We start from the raw sequence: 19,233 nt of genomic DNA, 5'->3' as shown, positions 1-19,233 counted from the left end.
TGGACAGACGCTGAGGGACCCGCGGTCACGCAAACCGACGCCCCGCCAGCGCTCGGAGACCTGCTGTACATCCCGCCCCGCGAGCCCATGTACACCTATGTCGCGTCGCAGACCGCCGACCGCGGCCGTCTCCGCCAACTCCACTGCACACATGTGCCGTTCTCGGTTCTCCTTGACACGAAGCATGAGGAGGAAGCACCGCCGCCAGCCCCGCAGCTCGGGGGGGCACACGGTGCTACATGGTGCTACCGTGGAGGAATGTCAACTCAGCCCCAGATCACCCAACGCGACCTGCGCAGCCGGTCCAAAGAGATCATGGATGCCGTCCAGGGTGGGCAGTCCTTCACCGTCACGCGTGACGGGCACCAGATCGGGGAGTTGATCCCGCTGCGTCGGCGTCGGCGGTTCGTTCCGCGCTCGGAGTTCACCGCTATGTCCCGCACCGCGTCGGACGTCTCATTGGAAGCGTTCCGGGCCGACCAGGACGCCACCGCCGAGCAGGAGACGGACGACCCCTATGCCCGCTGACTACGACCAGGGTCTGCTCGACACCAACATCGTCATCCTGCGCAAGTGGATCGACCCCGCGGAACTGCCCGCCGAGGTCGCGATCACCGCGATCACCCTGGCGGAGCTGTCCGCAGGGCCACACGAAGTGCGCAGGAACGAGGAGCAGGGCGACTACGACGAACACGCTGAGCGCGGCCGGCGCCTCGACATCCTGCAGCGCGCCGAGAACGAGTTCGACCCCATCCCCTTCGACACCGACGCCGCCCGCATTTACGGGAGGGTCTGCGCCGCCGTGATCGGAGCCGGGCGAAAGCCACGGCGTCGCGTCGCGGACCTCATGATCGCAGCCGTCGCCGTCGCCGAAGAGCTGCCCCTTTTCACCACCAACCCCGACGACTACAAGGGCCTCGGCGACCTCCTCACCGTGGTCCCCGTCAGCCGGCCCACCGTCCGACACGACCGGTAGCGCCTGCTCGGCGCACCGAGCCGCACCTCGCGCAGCGGTACGGCTCGGTGCCACGGCAGCGGCCCAGGGGCGCTTCGGAGCCCATACGCGCCGCTGACCAGCACAGACGCCGACAAAGCCCCGTGATTCCGAAGCTCGGAGGGCGGGTTCGATTCTCGTCACCCGCTCCACGACAAACCCCCAGGTCAGCGAGCCGGCGATTTTCTGTCGTCCAGACCTCTCCAAGCGCTCCGTGCCCATCACGTGCCTGCCGGGCGCCCGGCGGAGGCGCTCGCTCCGCATCCGGTATGCCGGGCGCGGCCCCGGACCTGCCGGATGCGCGGGGGGCTACTCGCCCGCAGCGCCGACCAGCGTGCGCAGCCCGGTCAGCATGATGGCGAGGCCGTGGCGGAAGTCGTCGTCGGGTGTGTCACCGGCGGCATGACGTTCGCGCAGGGCTCGCGCGAGGACCGGAAAGGGGAAGTCCGGGTCCGCGATCGTCTCGAGTTCGGCCGAAGCGTCCGGCCGCGACTGCTCCTCGATCGTCCTGCCGATGACGAAGTGCACCAGCGCTCCCGCGGCCCGCGACGCGTCGCCGAGTCCGAAGCCCGCTGAGTGCAGCACGTCGGTGCCGCGCTCCACGAACGCGCCCAGCGCGACCGCCCGGGTCAGATCCGCCCCGGAAGCGACACGCGCACCGTCGCGGTGGACGAGCAGAGCGCTCCGCAGCCGTCCGAGCGTCTCCTCCAGCCACACCCACCACGGCCGGTCGCCCGGGGGCCTGTCCAGCATGGCGGCGGCGGGGGCCAGCATGGCGTCGGTCATCCGGTCGAGGAGTGCGCGCTTGCCGTCGAAGTGCCAGTAGAGCGCGGGCGCCTGGACGCCGAGCTCGGACGCGACCTTGCGCACCGTGAGCCCGTCCATGCCGTGTTCGTCCAGCAGCCGCAGCGCCGCTCGCGCCGCCTCGTCCTTCGTGATGGCCATGCCCGCCTCCAGCGTCCCTTGACAGATTAACAAGTTAAGGAGCACGGTGAGAAGAGGAGCTTAACTTGTTAAGGAGAGTGCTCATGACCACGGATGTACTCGTCGTCGGGGCCGGGCCCGTCGGCCTGCTGCTCGCCGCCGAACTGCGCCTGGCCGGCGCCTCACCCCTGGTGCTCGAGCAGTCGACCGCGCCCTCGGGCGAGCGCAGGGCACGGGGAGTGGGGCCGCTGGCCGCCGAGGCACTGCAACGCCGGGGCCTCGGCCCGCTGCTGGCCGCCCACCATCCGCGGGGGGATGCCGAGAGAGCCGCCGACCACGGCAGCGAGAAGCATCACTTCGCGTGGATCCACAAGATCGATCCCGCGCTCCAGGAGGAGCCGGGCCGCCGGGGCGTCCTCATCCGGCAGCCGGATCTGGAGGCGATTCTCCGCGAGTACGCCGCCGGGCTGGGAGTCGCCGTCAGGAACGGCCATGTCGTGACCGCACTGGCTCAGGACGAGGAGGGCGTCACCGTGACCGCCGACACCCCTGGGGGGATCCGGCGGTTCCGCGCCCCGTACGCGGTCGGGTGCGACGGCGGCCGGAGCACGGTCCGCAAGCTTGCGGGCTTCGAGTTTCACGGCACCCCGCCCACGATGATCGCCCGTCACGCCGAGGTGGATCTCGAAGGCGCCGAGAGCCTGCCCCCGTCCGGCCGGACCCCGGCGGGCACGCTCTTCCACACCCCGGGCCTGGTCGGCACCTTCGACTTCGACCTCGGGGACGCACCTGCCGACCGCACGGCTCCGGTCACCCGCGAGGAGATGCAGGCCAGTCTGCGGCGGGTCTCCGGCACCCGCGTCACCGTCACCCGGATCGGCTCCGCGCTCCGTGTCAGCGACCACGCCCGCCAGGTCAGCACTTACCGCAGGGGGCGGGTCCTGCTCGCCGGTGACGCCGCCCACGTCCACTCCCCCAACGGTGGACAGGGCCTCAACCTGGGCCTGATGGACGCTGCCAATCTCGGCTGGAAACTGGCGGCCGAGGTGCGCGGCGAGGCGCCGGAGGGCCTGCTGGACAGTTACACCCGCGAACGCCGTCCGGTCGGTGCCGCCGTCCTGCACAACACGCGGGCGCAGTCGGCGCTCATGCGGCCGGGCCCGCACACGGACGCCCTGCGCGACATCGTCTCCGACCTGATGGATCTCCCCGAGGTCAACCGCTACTTCGGCCGCATGATGTCGGGGCTCGCCACCCGGTACACCTTCCCGTACATGCCGTCGGACGCTCACCCACTGGTGGGCCGGCACTGCCCCGACCTGGAACTCGCCGCCGTCACTCCACGGGCCTCCCGGACCGTGCGGCTCAGCCGTCTCACACCGGGCGGCGGGACGGTGCTCCTCGCCCCGGCGGGCAGCCGGGTCCTCGCCGATGCGGCGCCGTGGCAGGACCGGCTGGCGATCGTCGAGGCGTCCCGCGTCGACCGCGACGACCTGTCGGCGGCCCTCATACGCCCCGACGGCGTCGTCGCCTGGGCGGCCGCGCCGGACCTGTCACCGGACGGCTCGGCTCTCACCGCCGCGCTGGGCACCTGGCTCGGCGCCCCGCACTGATCAGTGGTCCCACGCGATTCCCCCCGCCGCCCGGACGGGTCGAAGTGACCCTGGCCGGACAGAGGCCCGTCGCACCGGGCGGCCGTCCGGGCCCGACACGCTTTGCGATGCCCCTTCAGCTCATACGCGTGGGCCGAGGAACAGGCCACCGCTCGCGTCGACGACCTGGCCGGTGATCCAGCGAGCGGCGTCGGAGGCGAGGAAGGCGACCACGTCGGCGACGTCATCCGGCCCGCCCAGCCGGTCGAGCGCCGTCATGCCGGAGATCTGCTCGGAGAGGCCCGGCACCGCGAAGACAGCTCCGTTGGTCTCCGTCCTCGTGGCTCCGGGGGCCACCGCGTTCACCGTGATGCCGCGGGCCCCCACCTGGTTGGCCAGGGTCCTGCTCATCACCTCGACCGCCGCCTTCGTCATCGCGAAGGACGTCTGGGCCGGGTTGGCCATCCGGGTCGCCACGGACGAGATGCCGATGATCCGGCCGCCGTCACGCAGCAGGGGAAGCGCACGCTCGATGATGAAGTACGGTGCTCGCACATTCACCGCGAGCAAGTGGTCGAATTCGGCCCGGGTCGTCACACCGAGCGGACCGGCCGGCGCCGCGGCCGCGTTGTTGACGAGTATGTCGAGCGGACGACCGGGCACAGCGGCGTCCATACCGGCGAAGAGTGTCTCGACGTCGCCGTCCACCCCCAGTTCGGCCCGGACGGCGACGGCCGCCCCGCCGGCCCGTTCGATCCTCTCCACGGTCGTCGCCGCCCCGTTCTCGTCCGTCCCGAAGTGGACGACGACCAGGGCCCCTCCTGCCGCGAGCCGAACCGCGATCGCCTGCCCGATGCCGCGTGACGCGCCCGTCACCAGCGCCGTCCTGCCGACCAGATCACCCATGACGCCCACTCCCCCAAATGTTAGTCACTAACATGTAGGTAGTGTGTACCACATGAATGAACGGAACCCCACCCTGCGGGAGCGACAGCGCGAGGAGACACGGCGCGCCATCCAGACCTGCGCCGTGCGGCTGTTCACCGACCGCGGCTACGACAGGGTGACGGTCGCCGAGATCGCCGAGGCCGCCGGCGTCTCCTCCATGACCGTCTACCGGCACTTCCCCACCAAGGAGGACCTCGTCCTCGTCGAGCAGCCCGTTCGCCACATCGCCGAACTGGTCGCCTCGTCGCCCGCGTCGTTTCCCCTGGTGCGCCGTGTCGGCAGCGCACTCGTCGACGCAGCCACGGCGTTGACCCGTCGCGAGGTGGACGAACCGGCGGCGGGCGAGCGGTTCCTCCTGGACTGCCTCCGGCTCATGATCGCGACTCCGGCGTTGCGCGCCAGGCACCTGGACAGCCAGTACGCGATGCAGCAGGCCATCGTCGAGGCCCTCGGGGAGGACGCGGCCGATCAGGACGACGCATTCCTCGCCCGGGCAGCGATCAGCGCGTGTCTGGCCGCGATGCACATGGCACTGACTCGCTGGGCCGAGGACGACGGACGCACGCCCCTGCCCGATCTGATCACGCGTGCGCTCACGGCGTCCTTCGGCGACACCGCCGTCGTCAGGCGTCCGGGCAGCTGACGCGGAGGCGCGGGCGTGCCCGGTACGGAGCGCCCGCTCCCGGCCTGGCGTTCCCGGACAAGAAAAAGGGCGGGCCCGCACGGTGTCCCGTGCGGGGCCCGCCCCCGGAGCCTTCGTCAGTGACCGAGGTCCGTCAGGAACTTCTTGGTGTACTGGAGCGGGGTGGAGCTGGGGACCGAGTTGCAGGTCGGGGAGGCGTAGGTGGCGGAGCAGGGCGTGTCCCGGTCCAGGGACCAGAAGTGCAGCCCGGCAAGGCCGTTGCTGGTCGCGTACGACGACAGCGTGTCCACGTCGGCGGCGGTGAAGATCTCGCTGGTGGAGTCGTTCATGCCGATCATCGGCGTGACCGCGATCTTGCTCGCCGGGACCCCGTAGGTGTGCTCGAGGTTCTTCACCGCCTGGATGGCCGACTGCGCCATCTCACAGCTGCCGGACTGGACCACGCACACGGTGTTGGAGGTCGAGGAGCCGTAGTCCATGGTCATCAGGTTGATGACGTACTTCTTCAGGCCGGAGCCGAGCACGGCCTTGACGACCTGGTCGCCGAGCGAGTTGACGCCGCCGTAGCTGCCGTCGGACGCTCCCAGCGTGGCGAGCGTGAACGAGAACTGCAGGTTCGGGTACTGGGCCTGCGCCCCCGCCGCCGAGGCCACGAGGTTCTGGATGTCCGACGCGCTCTGGCCGCCTTCGATGTCGAAGTCGATGCCGACCAGGTTCGAGCTGGCGTAGCGGGCGATGAACGAGTCCATGCCGGCCGTGGAGGCGCACTTGAAGGTTCCGGCCACACCGCCGGTCGACACGACGTAATTCATGTTGGCGGAGTGCAGCTGCGGCACGTTCGCGGCCGCCCAGTTGGCGCCCGAGACACCGCCCCAGGTCTCGGTGCCGCAGGATCCGGTGGCGAACGCCAGCGTGAGCGCGGGGAGTTTCGGCACGTACTGCGACACCAGGCTGCCGGAACCCACCACCGGCTGCACGGATCCGCCCGCGGCCGATTGCATCTGGTTGGTGTTCCAGTTCATGTTGATGGTGACGTCCTTGTACGGGCTGAAGAGCAGGCCGCTCACCGAACCCGTGCCGGTGCCACCGGTGCCGGTGCCGCCGCCTCCACCGCCCCCCGAAGAACCGCCGGTACAGGCGCCGTTGGACGTCCACGGTTGTCCGGTGCCGCTGCCGCCGTTGCTGGTCGCCGGGTCGTTGCCCTGAGTCCAGTAGTTGGCGGTGTAGTTGGTCCCGTTCTCGCTGACCTGCTGGCCGCCGGTGTAGGCGGTGGAGGAGTTCCAGGCGGCCGCGCAGGTGGTGGCGGCCTGGGCGGCCGGCGCCATGGCTGCCGCGAACGCCGTGCCGCCGAGGGTCAGCCCGAGGGCCGAGCCGGCGATGAGAGCTTTGCGCATAATGCGTTTTCCGACTCGCATGAAACCCTCCAGGGTTGAAAGGAGCAGTTGCGAACGCGGCACCCCGCTGAGCCGGCGACGTGGCCACTTTCCGTACGCGGACGTGGGCGAACGGAGTGGTCTCGACCACTTGGGGGATTGGTCGAGACCAATCTGACGGGCAGCGGAACAGCCGGTCAAGCCTTCAATAAAGTTGCATAATTAGTTTTACTGAATCGAGTAACTGCCCTGTCGGCCAGGAACATTCGCAAAAGTCGCCTCATGTCGTGACGAACCATTGGCGAAGCCACTGGGCTTTGGCTGCGCATGCTTCGTTTGCCCCGGATTCGGTGGAGCTTCGATCCTTTGGGTGGGCCCGGGTGAGGCCCGATTCTCCGCGTGCGGCCGAGGTGCGGCATCGCGCAGTGCACTCGTCGCCGAGACGGTCGCCCACGCCCTTCCCGCCTCTTGCCGCGACCCGCGATGTCGCGAGGGCCGTCGGACGGGGGAGGCGGAGCTCCCCGGAGCCGGGGGCCGCGCGTCTCGGGACCGGGCCCGTCGCTCCCGCGGGAGGTTCTGCGCGGCATCGAACACTGGCCAAAGCCTGACGCCGAGCCCGCGGACCCGCGGAAGAGGAGCCGGCCCCACCGTGACAGGCCGCAGGGCCCCACCCCGCACAAATCATCGGGGCCACTCCTGTCCGCAGGGGCCTTTCCTCGCACGGCTACGCCTTAACATGAGCGAGAAAATGGGTGTTATGCGACAAAAGGGGCACCGGGCGTGGCTCGCAAGTGGTGGACTCTCATCGCCGTGTCAGTGGCGACCTTCATGCTGTTGCTCGACATCACGGTGGTCAATGTGGCGCTGCCGTCGATCCGGCAGAAGCTGAACGCCAGTTTCACCGACTTGCAGTGGGTTCTGGACGCCTACTCGCTGACACTGGCCGCGCTGGTGCTCACGGCCGGATCGCTGGCCGACCGCCTGGGCCGGCGCAGGGTCTTCGCCTGGGGATTGGTGATCTTCTCCGTGGCGTCGCTGCTGTGCGCGCTGGCGACCGGCCCCACCTTCCTGAACGTGGCGCGGGCGATCCAGGGAGTCGGTGGAGCGGCCATGTTCGCCGTGTCGTTGGCCCTGGTGGCGCAGGAGTTCACGGCAGGCAGGGAGAGGGGGGTGGCGATGGGCCTGTACGGCTCGACGATCGGGATCGCCGTGGCGATCGGCCCCCTGATCGGCGGGGCGCTGACCAGCTGGCTCGGCTGGGAGTCGATCTTCTACCTGAACGTGCCGATCGGGGCCGCGGCCCTGGTCGTGACCCGCCTGCGGCTGCGTGAGAGCCGTGATCCCGACGCCACGCGGGTCGACTGGGCCGGGGTCGTGGCGTTCAGCGGATCCCTGTTCCTGCTGGTGCTGGCCCTGGTGAGGGGGAACGACGAGGGGTGGGCGAGCACGCTGATCCTGTCGCTCCTGGCGGGGTCCGCCGTGGTGATGGCCGCCTTCGTCTGGATCCAGCTGCGGGTGCGCGAGCCGATGCTGCCACTGGCGCTCTTTCGGCGGCACGCTTTCACCGGCGTGCAGATCGCGGCGTTCGGTGTGTCGAGTTCGCTGTTCGCGCTGTTCCTCTACACCACGCTGTACTTGCAGAACTATCTCGGGCTCACGCCCTTCGAGACCGGCTGGCGCTATCTGCCCATCACCGCGTTGGCCTTCCTGGTCTCGCCGATCTCCGGTGCGCTGCTGTCACGGGTGCCCGCCCGGGCGATGCTCGGCGTCGGTCTGGCGGCGGTCGGGGTCGGCCTGTACCTCATGGGTGACATCGCCCCGCGCGACGACTGGACGACGCTGCTGGTCGGCTTCCTGATCGCGGGTGTGGGCGTGGGGCTGATCAACCCGGTGGTCGCGGACGTGGCCGTGAGCGTCGTACCCAAACGGCAGAGCGGGATGGCGGCAGGGATCAACGACACGTTCCGGCAGGTGGGGATCGCCGTGGGCATCGCCGTTTGGGGAGCGATCTCCGTCGGACGGGGTGCGGCGAAGTTCCGGGAGCTGGCGGCCGGCACGCCCGCGGCCGTCGGCGACCGCCCTCGTGAGCTCGTCGAGGCGGCGTCCTCGGGAAACCTGAAGCAGGTGCTCGCCGCGGTTCCCGCGCAGTCCAGGCGGCAGGTCGCCGCCGCCGCCCGCGACGGCTTCCTCGCCGGGTTCAACGACGTGCTCTTCCTCGGCTCGCTGGTGTGCTTCGCGAGCGCGGCCCTGGCGCTGTGGCTGGTCCGGGAGCGCGAGATCGAGCGTTGACAACGGGCGCCCGCTCCTCGGCCGGAGCCCGCACCGGACACTCGCCGGCTGAACCCCGCACCGGACGCCGGGCCACGCCCTCCGGCACCCGGCCGACGGGCCGCGCGCTCCCGCCGGCCGCGGAAGTCCGCCGGCCGCCGAGGGCGCGGGCTCAACGTACCCGCTGAGGGACCGTCAGGATCGCGAGCCCGCCCTGCGGCGACGCGCCATGACGGCGGCGCCTCCGCCGAGCACCAGCGCCGCCGCGGACGCCGCGGCCAGCTGCGGGAGGGCCGAGGGCGCGCCGGTGCTGGCGAGCACGCCGGTGGCCGCCGGGGTGGGGGAGTCGATCGGAGTGGTGGCCGCGCCGCCCTGCGGGCTGGTGTGCGTGGCGGGCGGAGTGGCCTTGCCGGTCTTGCCGGGCTTCGGGGCGCCGGTGCTGCCCGGCTTGCCGCCGGAGTCCTTGGCGGCGAGGAGCTTGAAGGCGTACTCGGTGGAGAGGTTCCCGCCGCAGCTCTTGTCGTCGTTGACGTAGCTGCCCGCGACGAACGCGACGCCGTCTCCGGCCGGTGCGTCGGCGTCGACCTTGAGGCGCAGCTGTACGTCGGCGTGCGCGCCGGCCTTCAGCGGGCTGATGGAGCCGGCGTCGCCGTCGGCGTCCACGTCCTGCCAGAACGAGGAGGCGGCGGTCGACCACTGCAGGTGGAAGGCGTCGTCGAGGACCTCGTGACCGCTCTTGTCCGTGGCGTGGAAGTACAGGTGCGGCGAGACCTTGCCGAGCGCCTTGTCCGTCCCGTTGGTCACGCGGACCGAGAAATCGGTCGTCGAGCCCGCCTCGATGGTGGAGGGCAGTCCGACGAGGACGGTGCTGAGCTTGCTCGCGTACACGCAGTCCGGATCAGCGTCGTCCTGGGCGGCGGCGAGGGCCTTGTCGGCGGCCTCCTTCGCCTTCAGGGCCTGGTTCGTAGCGTCCTGGACGACCGAGTACGCGTGGGCGGCGGCGACGCGCGCATCCTCCCGCGCGGTGCTCGCGGCCGCGGCCTTGGCGTCGGCGGCGTCCTTGGCGGTCCCCGCGCTCGCGGCAGCCGTTTTGGCGTTTGCGACGGCCTTCTCGGCGGCGGCCTTCTCCTCCGCGGTGGCGGTGTCGGGCAGTGCGGCGAGCGCGGCCTGGGCGTCGGCAACTGCCTGGTCGGCCTGCGCCTTGGCGGTGGCGGCGTCCGCGGCCGCGTCGGCGGCGTTCTTCGCCGCCACGGCGAGCGGCGCGTCGTCGGAGAGAGCGGCCTCCAGGACGGCCCGCGCGGCCCGGTCGTCGGCCAGGGCGTCGTCGTACGCCTTCTGGGCCTTCGCGGCAGCCTGCTGGAGCTCCTCCAGGGACGGCTTGTCCTGCTCGCCCTGCTGCTGCGCCCGCGAGACGGTCGACGGACCGTCGGCGGCGAGCGCCTGCGTGGCGCAGAGCATGACGACGGGAGTGGTGACGGCGGCGGCGACTGCCGTCGCGAGGATGCGGCGAATCTTCAACGGAGTCCTTCACAGTCCGGCAAACGACTTCAGAACACGACTTCAGAACACGGCTTCGGCAAACGGCTTCAGATCACAAGAGAGGACGACCGCTGCGGCAGCACCCACGCAGGGCCGTGCCGGCGATCGTATGACCGTCGGCACCGTTGTAGGAAGTGTGTAAAAAGAGTGGCCAACGCGGCACATCAGTGCCGTGCCGCACACAATTGCCGCACAGGCGGACAGTTGCCTCCTCCGCGCCGGGCACTTCAGTGATACATGTCATGTACGTGAGGTACGCCGCGATCGCCCCGCGCCGGCGGCCAGTGGCGAGTTGTCGCGATGCGATCTCAAGTTGCGCTGAAAAAAGACCCGTTGACGAGATGGCCGCCGAGGACGCGCCCAGGACCCGGTCCACCGCACCAGCGCCGGGGAACGCCAAGGGCCCCCCACCGCGGTTGCGGTGAGGGGCCCGGGCCCCGGACCTTCGCGGTTCCTATCGGGCGCGGTGGCGGACCAGCCGGACGGCGGTCATGAGCAGGGCCGCGAGGGTCACGCCGGCCGAGATGCTGATGGCGGTGGACATCCCGGGCAGCAACTGGTGGTGCACCGGGGCAGAGCCGGAACCGCTCAGGACGGCACTGGCGATCGCCAACACGATGGCGCCGCCCACCTGGAGGCTGGTGTTGAGCAGCCCGGAGGCGAGCCCCTGCTCGTGGTCGGCCACCCCGTTGGTGGCCTGCGCGTTCACCGAGGGGAAGCACAGGGCGAAGCCGATGCCGAGGAGCAGCATCGTCGGCAGCATGAAGTCCGCGTAGGACTTGGTGGGTTCGACGCGCAGGAACAGCACGTACGCGAGGATGAACGCGAGCAGGCCGAAGAAGATGAGCACGGTGGTGTTCACCCGGTCGAGGACGGCCTCCATCTTCGTGGCGCTCGCCACCACCAGCACACCGGTCGGCAGGAACGCCATCGACATCGTCAGCGGGGACCACCCGAGCGAGTCCTGGACGTAGAGCGTGACGATGAACTGGAAGGCCGAGTAGCCGCCGAACATGGCCGCCGCGGACAGGTTGGCGTGCACGAGCGCCGAGGAGCGGAGGATGCCGAGCCGTACGAGGGGACGCGGGTGCCGCCGTTCGATGGCGACGAACGCGGCCATCAGCACCACGCTCAGCGCGAGGAGCCCGAGCGTCTGCGCCGATCCCCAGCCCTGCGACGGGGCCCGGACCACCGTGAAGACCAGGATGAGCAGGGAGAGGGTGCTGGTCACCGCTCCCGGCAGGTCGAAGTGGTGCAGCCTGACGCGCGCCGTCGGGGCGTGCGGGATGACCCTCAGGCCGAGGAGGACGAGGACGATGGCGACGGGCCCCGGCACCAGGAAGGTCGCCCGCCAGCCGATCTCGGTGAGCAGCCCGCCGGCCACCAGGCCGAGGGAGAAGCCGCTCGCGCCGCAGACGGTGTAGAAGCTCAGCGCGCGGTTGCGCGCGGGCCCCTGGGCGTAGGTCGTGGTGATGATCGACAGTCCGGCGGGCACGGTGAAGGCGGCGGAGGCGCCCTTCACGAAGCGCAGTGCTATCAGCGCGAAGTCGTTGCTGAGGAAGGCGCTGATCACGGAGGCGGCGCCGAACACGGCGACCGCGGCGAGGAAGACCTTGCGCCGTCCGAGCAGGTCGGAGGCGCGTCCTCCGAGGAGCAGCAGGCTGCCGTAGCCGAGGATGTAGCCGCTCACGATCCACTGCAGGGAACTCGCGTCCATGTGCAGGTCGGACCCGATGGAGGGCAGGGCGACGCCGACCATCGAGAGGTCGAGTCCGTCGAGGAACAGCGCCCCGCACAGCACCACGAGGAGCAGCCAGGTGCGTGCGGACCAGTTGAGGTCGCGCACCTCGGGCGCGGCGGCGGGGGGTGCGGGGGTCTCGGCGGCGGGCGGGTCGATGACGAGGGTGCGCGGAGCGGCGGTCGCTTCCGCTTCGGTACGAGGCACATCGGTACGAGGCGAAGTCACGGAGGCATCATATGCACATGCATCTAATGCGTGCGCATCTTATGCTGACGCATCTCACGTGCTAAGATCGCTGTGTGTCGAAGTCGACCCATGAGGATGAGCTCGCAGCGCAGTGGCATGACGTGATGGGCCTCTACCACCGCGTGACCTGCGCCCTCGACCGCACGCTCATGGAGCGGCACGGCGTCTCGGTGAGCGACTTCGAAGTGCTCCAGCAGCTGCACGCGGCCGACGAGTCCGGCACCACGGTGCGGATGAGCGAACTCGAAAGCGCCGTCCACCTCAGCCAGAGCGCCCTGTCCCGGCTGATCAGCCGCCTCGAGGGCACCGGCCTGGTGCAGCGCTCGATGTGCCACGAGGACCGCCGGTCGATGTACATCGGCATCACGCCCGAGGGCTCCCGGCGCTTCGCCGAGGCCCGCCCGACGCAGCGCTCCACCCTGCGGGACCTGATGACACCGGCCGCCGGGCGCTGATCCGCCGGCCGGGCCGCCGGAGCCCGCGAACCTCTGACGAGGTCTCGCGCGTGATGCGGTCGAACGGCGACGCAGAGCTGCTGTGGATTGTCCGCCGGGAAGGCGTGACGAGGTTGGGGGGCGCATGGACGAGGACAGGGTGGTCGAGCCGCCGCGCGGGCAGAGCCGGTGCGAATCTCCGCAGAGCAGGTGGCGCCACGTCGCGGAACGCGCCGGCCTCACGCTGGTCGAGGCTCCCCCACCGAAGAGCGCTCCCGCCGTGGGCCCCGCCGTGTGGGCGGTGACGGGTCTCGAAGTCGAACCGACCGCAGCGATTGCCAGGTCGGGCCGCCGCGCTGCCGAGGACCTGGACGCCGCTTGGGACCGCAACGCCCGCGCGGGCCTTCTGTACGACGACGAGGGCGCGTTCCTGCTCCTCCCGCCCGTTCCCGGCGGTCACCGCCTCGGCTGGGCGAGGTGCGGCCCGAGCCCGGAGCGGGCCCGGGCCGCGCTTCGCGTCAGCGGGCCAGGGCGCCCATGGGGTCCCAGGACGGGAGGACGATCGGGTCGCCGTCGAGGGCCGCCGCCAGGTCGGCGGGCAGGGCGGAGCGGCGGACCGCGATCTCGAAGACGTGCTCGCCGAACCACGAGTCGTTCATCGTCCAGAAGCCCTTGTCGGCGTTCTCGCCGCCCCAGCTGTTCTCCACGCGCCAGCGGCGCGGGTTCCCGTCGACCACGTCGACGCCCGTGAAGAGCATCGCGTGGGTCATCTCGGTGTCGTGGTGCAGGAGCCGGTCGGCCTTGTCCATCGTGAAGGACGCGTCGTAGACGCCGGCGTAGTCGAAGAGCGCCGCGTCCCAGACGCCGACGTCGGAGCGCATCATCTTGGCCACGTCGCAGCCGAACCACACCGGTTCGCCGCCGACGATCGAGTCCATCGCCAGCTGCTTGAGCTGGTCGATCCCGGCGTTGAGGTAGATCACCGGCGGCGCGTCCACGATGTTGCCGAGGTACTCGACGGTGAACGTGCGGCCGACCGGGCTCGACTCGCGCGGGTCGTGCACCAGGCAGACGTACTCGTCGATCGGGAGCTGCACGTAGGCGTCGGCGAACTCCTTCGGCGTCAGCCAGCCGTCGCGGTGGAACTCCTTGTCCTTGTCCTCCCACTGCCACAGGAAGCGCCGCGGCGGCGTGCCGAGGTGGATGCTCAGCACGCGGTGGACGGCGGCGAGCACCTCGCGCTTGCACTCGCGCTGCGCCTCGGGGCCCTCGGCGGCCAGACCGCGCACGTCGCGGGCGCCCTGGCGGAGCAGGGTGCCGAGGGCGCGGTTCATGGCCCGGGTCGCGGAGGAGCTGTCCGTCTCCGGCATGGCCGACTTCGGGACGAGGCCGTGCTTGGCGACGAGCGCGACGAACATGTTCCACTGCCCGCCGTCCCCGATCGGGTCCTTCAGCAGGCCCGCCACCGTCCGGTCGTCCACGTCGCGGCCGGACGTCTCGACGACGGCCTCGAGGAAGTGGTTCGCGCGCTCGAACTTGTCCCACCAGAGGAGGTAGTTCTGCGAGAACTCGAAGTCCTTCACGCCGAGCTTCTCCGCGGCGCCGACGCGCAGCAGGTTGAGCCCCGCGAACATCCAGCAGCGTCCGCTCTGCTTCTGGTTGGTGGCCTTCCAGTCGTCCAGGTGGTGGGAGACGGAGTGGTCGATCCCGGTGAGGACCCGCCGGTCCAGGGCCACGTCGTCGACGGAGGTCTGGGTGACGGCGTTCTGCATGAGCTGGTTGGCCGGGCGGGAGGCGAACGCCTTCTCGAAGAGTTCGACCTCGTCCGGCGTGAGGTTGCGTGCCATGGCCGGTCGGGTGTCGTCGTTTCCGGTGGTCACAGCCGTTTGCCTCCAGTTTTCAGGGCCCGTGGACGGAGCGCCTTCCACCGTCGCACGACCGTTCGGCCGCCGTCAACGGAGTAACGCGAGCACGCGCGTAGCGCCGTCGACGGAGCAGCACGGGCACGCGCGTACCCCCGTGTCCACCGGGCAGCGCGGGCATGCGGGTGCCCCGTCGACCGGGCAGCGCGGGCATGCGGGTGCCCCGTCGACCGGGCAACGCGGGCATGCGGGTACCGCGGGGGCCCGAGTCCTGCCCGGCGTCCTCGCGGCCCTACCCGCGACGCCTCAGGCGGTGAGTTCCGGCGTGGTACGGGGGCGGCGGAACAGCCATGCCCAGAAGCCGCGGCGCGACGGCTTGGGAGCCCGCACGCCGATGGTGCCGCTCTGCACCTTGCCCGACACGTGGACGCGCAGGCGCACGGGCGCCGTGGGCGACAGCCGCGCCTGGTTGCGCACGCTGCCGCTGCGGACCGTCACGTCGTCGACGTCGACGAAGACGTCCGGCGGGACGATCATGGTGATCGCGCCGCTGCGCACCGACGCCTCGATCTCCAGGGTGGGCAGTGCGATCAGGGCGCGGGTGAAGTCCAGGACGACCGAGCCGCTCCTGGCTTCGATCTCCAGGCGCTGCGGCACCACCCAGGGGCCGTCGCGCCGGGTGGTCGCGCTGACGACGGCGATCCGCGCCACGTCCTTGGGCGAGACCCCGGCGAGGCTGCCCGGGTCGCCGGCGCCGGTGGCCGGCAGGTCGACGACGAGCGACTCGAGTTCCTTGTAGGTACGGGCGGTGAGCGCGACTTCGAGGCGCTCCTCCAGCTCGTCCGCGGTCAGCCGGCCGTCCCCGGCGGCGATCCGCAGCCGGTCGACGAATCGGTCGCGGTCCTCGTGTGAGGCGCGCAGCTCGCTGCGATCGGGCACCAGTTCACCGGACATGCCTTCACTGTAGGCGGTACGGGCCGTTTGGTCTCGGGGCCGGCGGCCTCAGTGCCGCGCCGGCGTCCGCGCCGTCCGCAGCACCACGAGGGCGGCGCCCGAGGCGACGGCTCCGGCCGCGCCGGCCGCCAGGAGGCCCCGCGAGGCGCGCCACGACAGGACGGACCAGCGCGAGCGCGCCGAGAGCACGGAGCCGGTGCTCAGCCAGGAGCCGATGGACAGCACCGACGCGGACGAGCCGATCGAGCCCGCCGCCAGGGCGCTTCCGATCGAGCCGACCGAGAGGACCGAGCCGACGGAGCCCACGGACAGCACCGAGCCCGCGGAACCGATCGACAGCACCGAGTCCCGGGACCACAGCGAGAGCACCGAGCCGGAGGGACCGCGACCGGTCCGGCCGGCCTGCCGTACGGGGGGCCGCAGCTTCGTCATGGGGCCATCCTGCCGTGCGCGGCCGCCCGGCGCAGGTCCGTCGCCGCCTCCGGCACGGTCGTCGCCCCCGACCCCCCGACCCCCGGCCCTCGATCCCCACCCCCACCCCGACATCGATCCCGACTCCGCCCCCGTCGCCACCCGTCGCCACGCGCGCGCGTCCTTCCCGCAGTTCCGACCGGACAGTTCACCAAGGGGCAGCCCTTTGTTCATCGTTGAACGACAGGTTCAGCACATGACTCCAAGACCTCGCTCTCGCAAGCGCACCCGGATCGCCGTCGCGATCGCCGTCACCGTCGCCGTGGGCGGCGCCGGGACGGCCGCGGCCCAGGCGCACGGCTGGCTGTCGGCCCCGACGCACGACTTCCGGGCGTCGGCCGACTCGTTCTCCGGGCACGGCAGGGTGACGGGTGACGTCCTGCGGAACGACACCGGCGGGACGGCGGTCGTGCGGCACACCGACCCGTCCCACGGAACGGCGACGGTCGACGCCGACGGCACGTTCACGTACACGCCGAAGCCCGGCTTCACGGGCACGGACACCTTCACGTACACGGCGACCGACGCCGTGCAGCTGTTCAAGGACACCCAGGCGAACGGCTCGCCGCTGGCGCCGCTCGGGAAGGTCGCCGGCCCCGGCGGCACCACCACGCAGATCTCCGGTGAGGGTTTCGGTTCGTCGCTCGCGCCGGTGCCGGGCAGGCCCGGGTACTTCTACGGCCTGACCGACCGCGGTCCCAACGCGGACGCCCCCGACGGCAACAAGTCCGAGATGATGCTCGGCTTCACGCCGGAGATCGGCGAGTTCAAGCTCGTCGGCGGCAAGGCCGAGCTCCGGAAGAAGGTGACGCTGAAGGGCCCGAGGAGCCTCGGCGGCACGCCCTACAGCGGCCGTCCCCCGCACGACACGAGCGAGGTGATCGACGACGTCGCGGCGACGAACGCGCACGGCGGCACGCCGACGCCCGTCGCCAAGGACCCCTACGGCTACGACTCGGAGGGCCTGGTGGCGCTGCCCGACGGCACGTTCTGGGTCTCCGACGAGTACGGCCCGTACGTCACGCACTTCGACGCGAACGGCTACGAGCTGGGCCGGCTGACCCCGTACCGCACCAGCGAGGACAACAGGTTCCACAAGATCGTCGGTTACCTGCCGCCCGAGTTCGCCGACCGCCTGAAGAACAAAGGCATGGAGGGGCTGACCGTCACACCCGACGGCAGGACCCTCGTCGGTGTGATGCAGTCCGCGCTGCAGCAGCCCGACCTCGGCAGCACCAAGGCGTCGAACGTGGCGCCGGCCCGGATCATCACGATCGACCTGCGCACGTTCAAGACCAAGCAGTACCTGTACCTGCTCGACGACCCCGACGACACGGGCAACGCGAACAGCGAGATCACCGCGCTGTCCGCCACCAAGTTCCTCGTCGACGAACGGGACGGGAACTACGAGCCGTTCGCCAAGAAGACGCTCTACCAGGTCGACATCAACGGCGCGACCGACGTCAGCGGCCTCACGCTCGGCGGCAAGTCGCCCGAGGCGCTCGTCGGCAAGGACGGCACCGACGAGGCGCTCGCGACGCTGACGGCCGCCGGTGTGAACGTCGCGCAGAAGCAGCCGTACCTGAACGTCGGCACGCTGGTCAGCCAGCTCGACCCGACCGGAGCGTTCTTCGCCCACGACAAGATCGAGGGCGTGGCGACGGCCGACGCGGGCAGGACGCTGTACCTGTCCAACGACGACGACTTCGGCATCGACACCATCGCCGTCGACCCCGACGGCACGTGGACGGTCCACCAGAAGGTCCTGCCGCCCACGGGCAAGCCCGACAACGGCGAGATCCTGAAGGTGGACACGACCAAGCTCCCGGCGGTCCTCAAGACCGTCACGGTGACGGTCCACGTGCGCTGAGACGCCTGCCCGGGTCCCCGGCCCCCGGCCGCACGGCGCCCGCGACGCGGGCCGCCGCCACGCCTGCGAACGCCCTTTCCCGGAACGTCGTACCGGGGAGGGGCGTTCTTCCCTGTGCGAGCGCGGCCCGGCCGGGGCCGTGCGCGGACGGGCGGAGTACGGCGTGGCGCGGAGTGCGGGCGTGGGGCGGACGATCGTCGTCGGGGGCGGGATCGCCGGTACGGCGACCGCGCTGGCCCTGCACAAGGCGGGCTTCGGGGTCGAGGTGCACGAGGCGCATCCGCACGGGGCGGAGGACATCGGCGCGTTCCTCACGCTCGCGAGCAACGGGATGCGGGCACTCGCCGGGATCGACGCGTCCGCGGCCGTCACCGCGATCGGCTTCCCGCTCACCCGGATGCGCGTACTGGACGCCTCGGGCGCCGAGTTGGCGGACCGGCCGCTCGGCGAGGCGGACGACCCGCTGCTGCGGTTCCGGTGCGTGCGCCGCGGCGCGCTGAACGCGGCCCTGCAGGCCGAGGTCGCTCGCCGGGGGATCCCCGTGCGGCACGGCGCCCGGCTGGTCTCCGTCGAGGAGGGTCCCGACGCGGTCACCGCGCGCTTCGCCGACGGCACCGAGGCGTCCGGGGACCTGCTCGTGGGTGCGGACGGGCTGCGTTCCACCGTGCGGCGGCTCGTCGCCCCTGCCGCCCGGCCCCTCCACGCAGGCCAGCGGGTCTTCTACGGATACACGGCGGACGCGGCCCCGGCCGGGGAGTCGGACACCATGACCATGGTGCGCGGCAGCGCCGCCGCCTTCGGGTGCGCGGTGTCCCCGCAGGGCGAGTCGTACTGGTTCGCCCGCGTCGCGGGCGGGGCGCTCGGCCCCGAGGAACTCGGGGCCGGCGCCTCCGGGAGGTGGCGCGACCTGCTCGTGCCGCTGCTGCGCGAGGACGCGGCCTTCGCCGCGGAGACGGTGGCCGCGACGGGCGGGATCATGGCGACCGACGCGACGGAGATGCCCCTCGGCACGGCCTGGCACTCGGGCCGGACGCTGATCGTCGGCGACGCCGCGCACGCGGCCTCCCCGGCGACCGGGCAGGGGGCCTCGATGGCGCTGGAGGACGCCGTGGTCCTCGCGAAGGCCCTGCGGGACGCTCCGGACACCGCTGCCGCGCTGGAGGTGTACGAGGCACTGCGCCGCCCCCGCGTGGAGCACAACATCACCGTCAGCGGCGCGATGTCCCGTGCCGCCTCGGCGCCCCCGGCGCCCGGCCGGGACGGGCGCGCCGCACCGGGGCCCGGCGGGCGGGGAGCGCCGCCCGCGCGGCCGGGCGAGGACGAGCTGGCCCGGGTGCTGGAGTGGGACGCGCCCCTGCCCGCCGGGACCGCCCG

Annotated in this window: 16 protein-coding genes; 8 read left to right on the top strand and 8 right to left on the bottom strand. The window is 71.4% G+C overall.

The window, feature by feature from the left end; translation table 11 throughout:
• The first annotated feature begins 258 nt into the window (after window positions 1-258).
• Window positions 259-528 (top strand): type II toxin-antitoxin system Phd/YefM family antitoxin, encoded by a 270-nt coding sequence (locus tag L1885_RS01475; protein WP_235795081.1) that lies wholly within the window; start codon window positions 259-261, stop codon window positions 526-528.
• The gene (locus tag L1885_RS01470; protein ID WP_235795080.1) at window positions 518-976 is read left to right on the top strand and encodes a type II toxin-antitoxin system VapC family toxin; all 459 of its coding nucleotides are present in this window, start codon (window positions 518-520) and stop codon (window positions 974-976) included. The genes L1885_RS01475 and L1885_RS01470 overlap by 11 nt, the downstream gene beginning before the upstream one ends.
• Before the next feature lie 327 nt (window positions 977-1,303).
• On the opposite strand, the gene L1885_RS01465 is transcribed toward L1885_RS01470, so the two are convergent.
• On the bottom strand, window positions 1,304-1,939 hold the full coding sequence (locus L1885_RS01465) for a TetR/AcrR family transcriptional regulator C-terminal domain-containing protein (RefSeq protein ID WP_235795079.1): 636 nt from the start codon (window positions 1,937-1,939) through the stop codon (window positions 1,304-1,306).
• An 83-nt stretch (window positions 1,940-2,022) separates the two neighbouring features.
• On the opposite strand from L1885_RS01465, the gene L1885_RS01460 reads away from it, so the two are divergent.
• On the top strand, window positions 2,023-3,531 hold the full coding sequence (locus L1885_RS01460) for an FAD-dependent monooxygenase (protein ID WP_235795078.1): 1,509 nt from the start codon (window positions 2,023-2,025) through the stop codon (window positions 3,529-3,531).
• A gap of 120 nt (window positions 3,532-3,651) precedes the next feature.
• Here L1885_RS01460 and L1885_RS01455 read toward each other — a convergent pair whose 3' ends face one another.
• Window positions 3,652-4,416 (bottom strand): SDR family oxidoreductase, encoded by a 765-nt coding sequence (locus tag L1885_RS01455; RefSeq protein ID WP_235795077.1) that lies wholly within the window; start codon window positions 4,414-4,416, stop codon window positions 3,652-3,654.
• Window positions 4,417-4,468: 52 nt separating this feature from the next.
• Between L1885_RS01455 and L1885_RS01450 the strand changes: the two genes are divergently transcribed.
• Window positions 4,469-5,101 carry a TetR/AcrR family transcriptional regulator gene (locus L1885_RS01450; protein ID WP_235795076.1) on the top strand — a complete coding sequence of 211 codons (633 nt, stop codon included), beginning with the start codon at window positions 4,469-4,471 and terminating at the stop codon, window positions 5,099-5,101.
• A 116-nt stretch (window positions 5,102-5,217) separates the two neighbouring features.
• Here L1885_RS01450 and L1885_RS01445 read toward each other — a convergent pair whose 3' ends face one another.
• Window positions 5,218-6,495: a carbohydrate-binding protein gene (locus tag L1885_RS01445; RefSeq protein WP_235795075.1), complete on the bottom strand. Its 1,278-nt coding sequence runs from the start codon at window positions 6,493-6,495 to the stop codon at window positions 5,218-5,220.
• A gap of 789 nt (window positions 6,496-7,284) precedes the next feature.
• On the opposite strand from L1885_RS01445, the gene L1885_RS01440 reads away from it, so the two are divergent.
• Entirely contained in the window at window positions 7,285-8,763 is a 1,479-nt protein-coding gene (locus tag L1885_RS01440; RefSeq protein ID WP_235795074.1) for an MFS transporter, read from the top strand.
• Between the two features lie 174 nt (window positions 8,764-8,937).
• Here the strand turns inward: L1885_RS01440 and L1885_RS01435 are convergent, their stop codons facing one another.
• A complete protein-coding gene (locus tag L1885_RS01435; RefSeq protein WP_235795073.1) occupies window positions 8,938-10,260 on the bottom strand; it encodes a peptidase in 1,323 nt (440 codons plus the stop codon).
• Window positions 10,261-10,735: 475 nt separating this feature from the next.
• The gene (locus tag L1885_RS01430) at window positions 10,736-12,247 is read right to left on the bottom strand and encodes an MFS transporter (protein WP_235795072.1); all 1,512 of its coding nucleotides are present in this window, start codon (window positions 12,245-12,247) and stop codon (window positions 10,736-10,738) included.
• A 74-nt stretch (window positions 12,248-12,321) separates the two neighbouring features.
• Here L1885_RS01430 and L1885_RS01425 point away from each other — a divergent pair, with 74 nt between their 5' ends.
• Window positions 12,322-12,723, top strand: coding sequence for a MarR family winged helix-turn-helix transcriptional regulator (locus tag L1885_RS01425; protein WP_235795071.1), 402 nt, complete (start codon window positions 12,322-12,324; stop codon window positions 12,721-12,723).
• A gap of 497 nt (window positions 12,724-13,220) precedes the next feature.
• Here L1885_RS01425 and L1885_RS01420 read toward each other — a convergent pair whose 3' ends face one another.
• The 3 genes from L1885_RS01420 to L1885_RS01410 form a co-directional block, all read right to left on the bottom strand.
• A complete protein-coding gene (locus tag L1885_RS01420) occupies window positions 13,221-14,582 on the bottom strand; it encodes a C1 family peptidase (RefSeq protein WP_235795070.1) in 1,362 nt (453 codons plus the stop codon).
• Window positions 14,583-14,870: 288 nt separating this feature from the next.
• Window positions 14,871-15,518, bottom strand: a complete 648-nt coding sequence (locus L1885_RS01415) for a DUF1707 SHOCT-like domain-containing protein (RefSeq protein WP_235795069.1) — start codon at window positions 15,516-15,518, stop codon at window positions 14,871-14,873.
• Between the two features lie 48 nt (window positions 15,519-15,566).
• Window positions 15,567-15,950, bottom strand: coding sequence for a hypothetical protein (locus L1885_RS01410; RefSeq protein WP_235795068.1), 384 nt, complete (start codon window positions 15,948-15,950; stop codon window positions 15,567-15,569).
• 235 nt (window positions 15,951-16,185) lie between these two features.
• Between L1885_RS01410 and L1885_RS01405 the strand changes: the two genes are divergently transcribed.
• Together L1885_RS01405 and L1885_RS01400 are read left to right on the top strand one after the other, a co-directional pair.
• A complete protein-coding gene (locus tag L1885_RS01405; RefSeq protein WP_235795067.1) occupies window positions 16,186-17,859 on the top strand; it encodes an esterase-like activity of phytase family protein in 1,674 nt (557 codons plus the stop codon).
• A gap of 181 nt (window positions 17,860-18,040) precedes the next feature.
• A partial coding sequence (locus L1885_RS01400; protein ID WP_235795066.1) for an FAD-dependent oxidoreductase occupies window positions 18,041-19,233 on the top strand: 1,193 nt, incomplete at its 3' end.

It is taken from the genome of Streptomyces fuscigenes, from assembly GCF_021556455.1.
In the GTDB taxonomy this organism is placed as follows: domain Bacteria; phylum Actinomycetota; class Actinomycetes; order Streptomycetales; family Streptomycetaceae; genus Streptomyces; species Streptomyces fuscigenes.
This window is presented reverse-complemented; position numbering and strand designations above follow the sequence as displayed.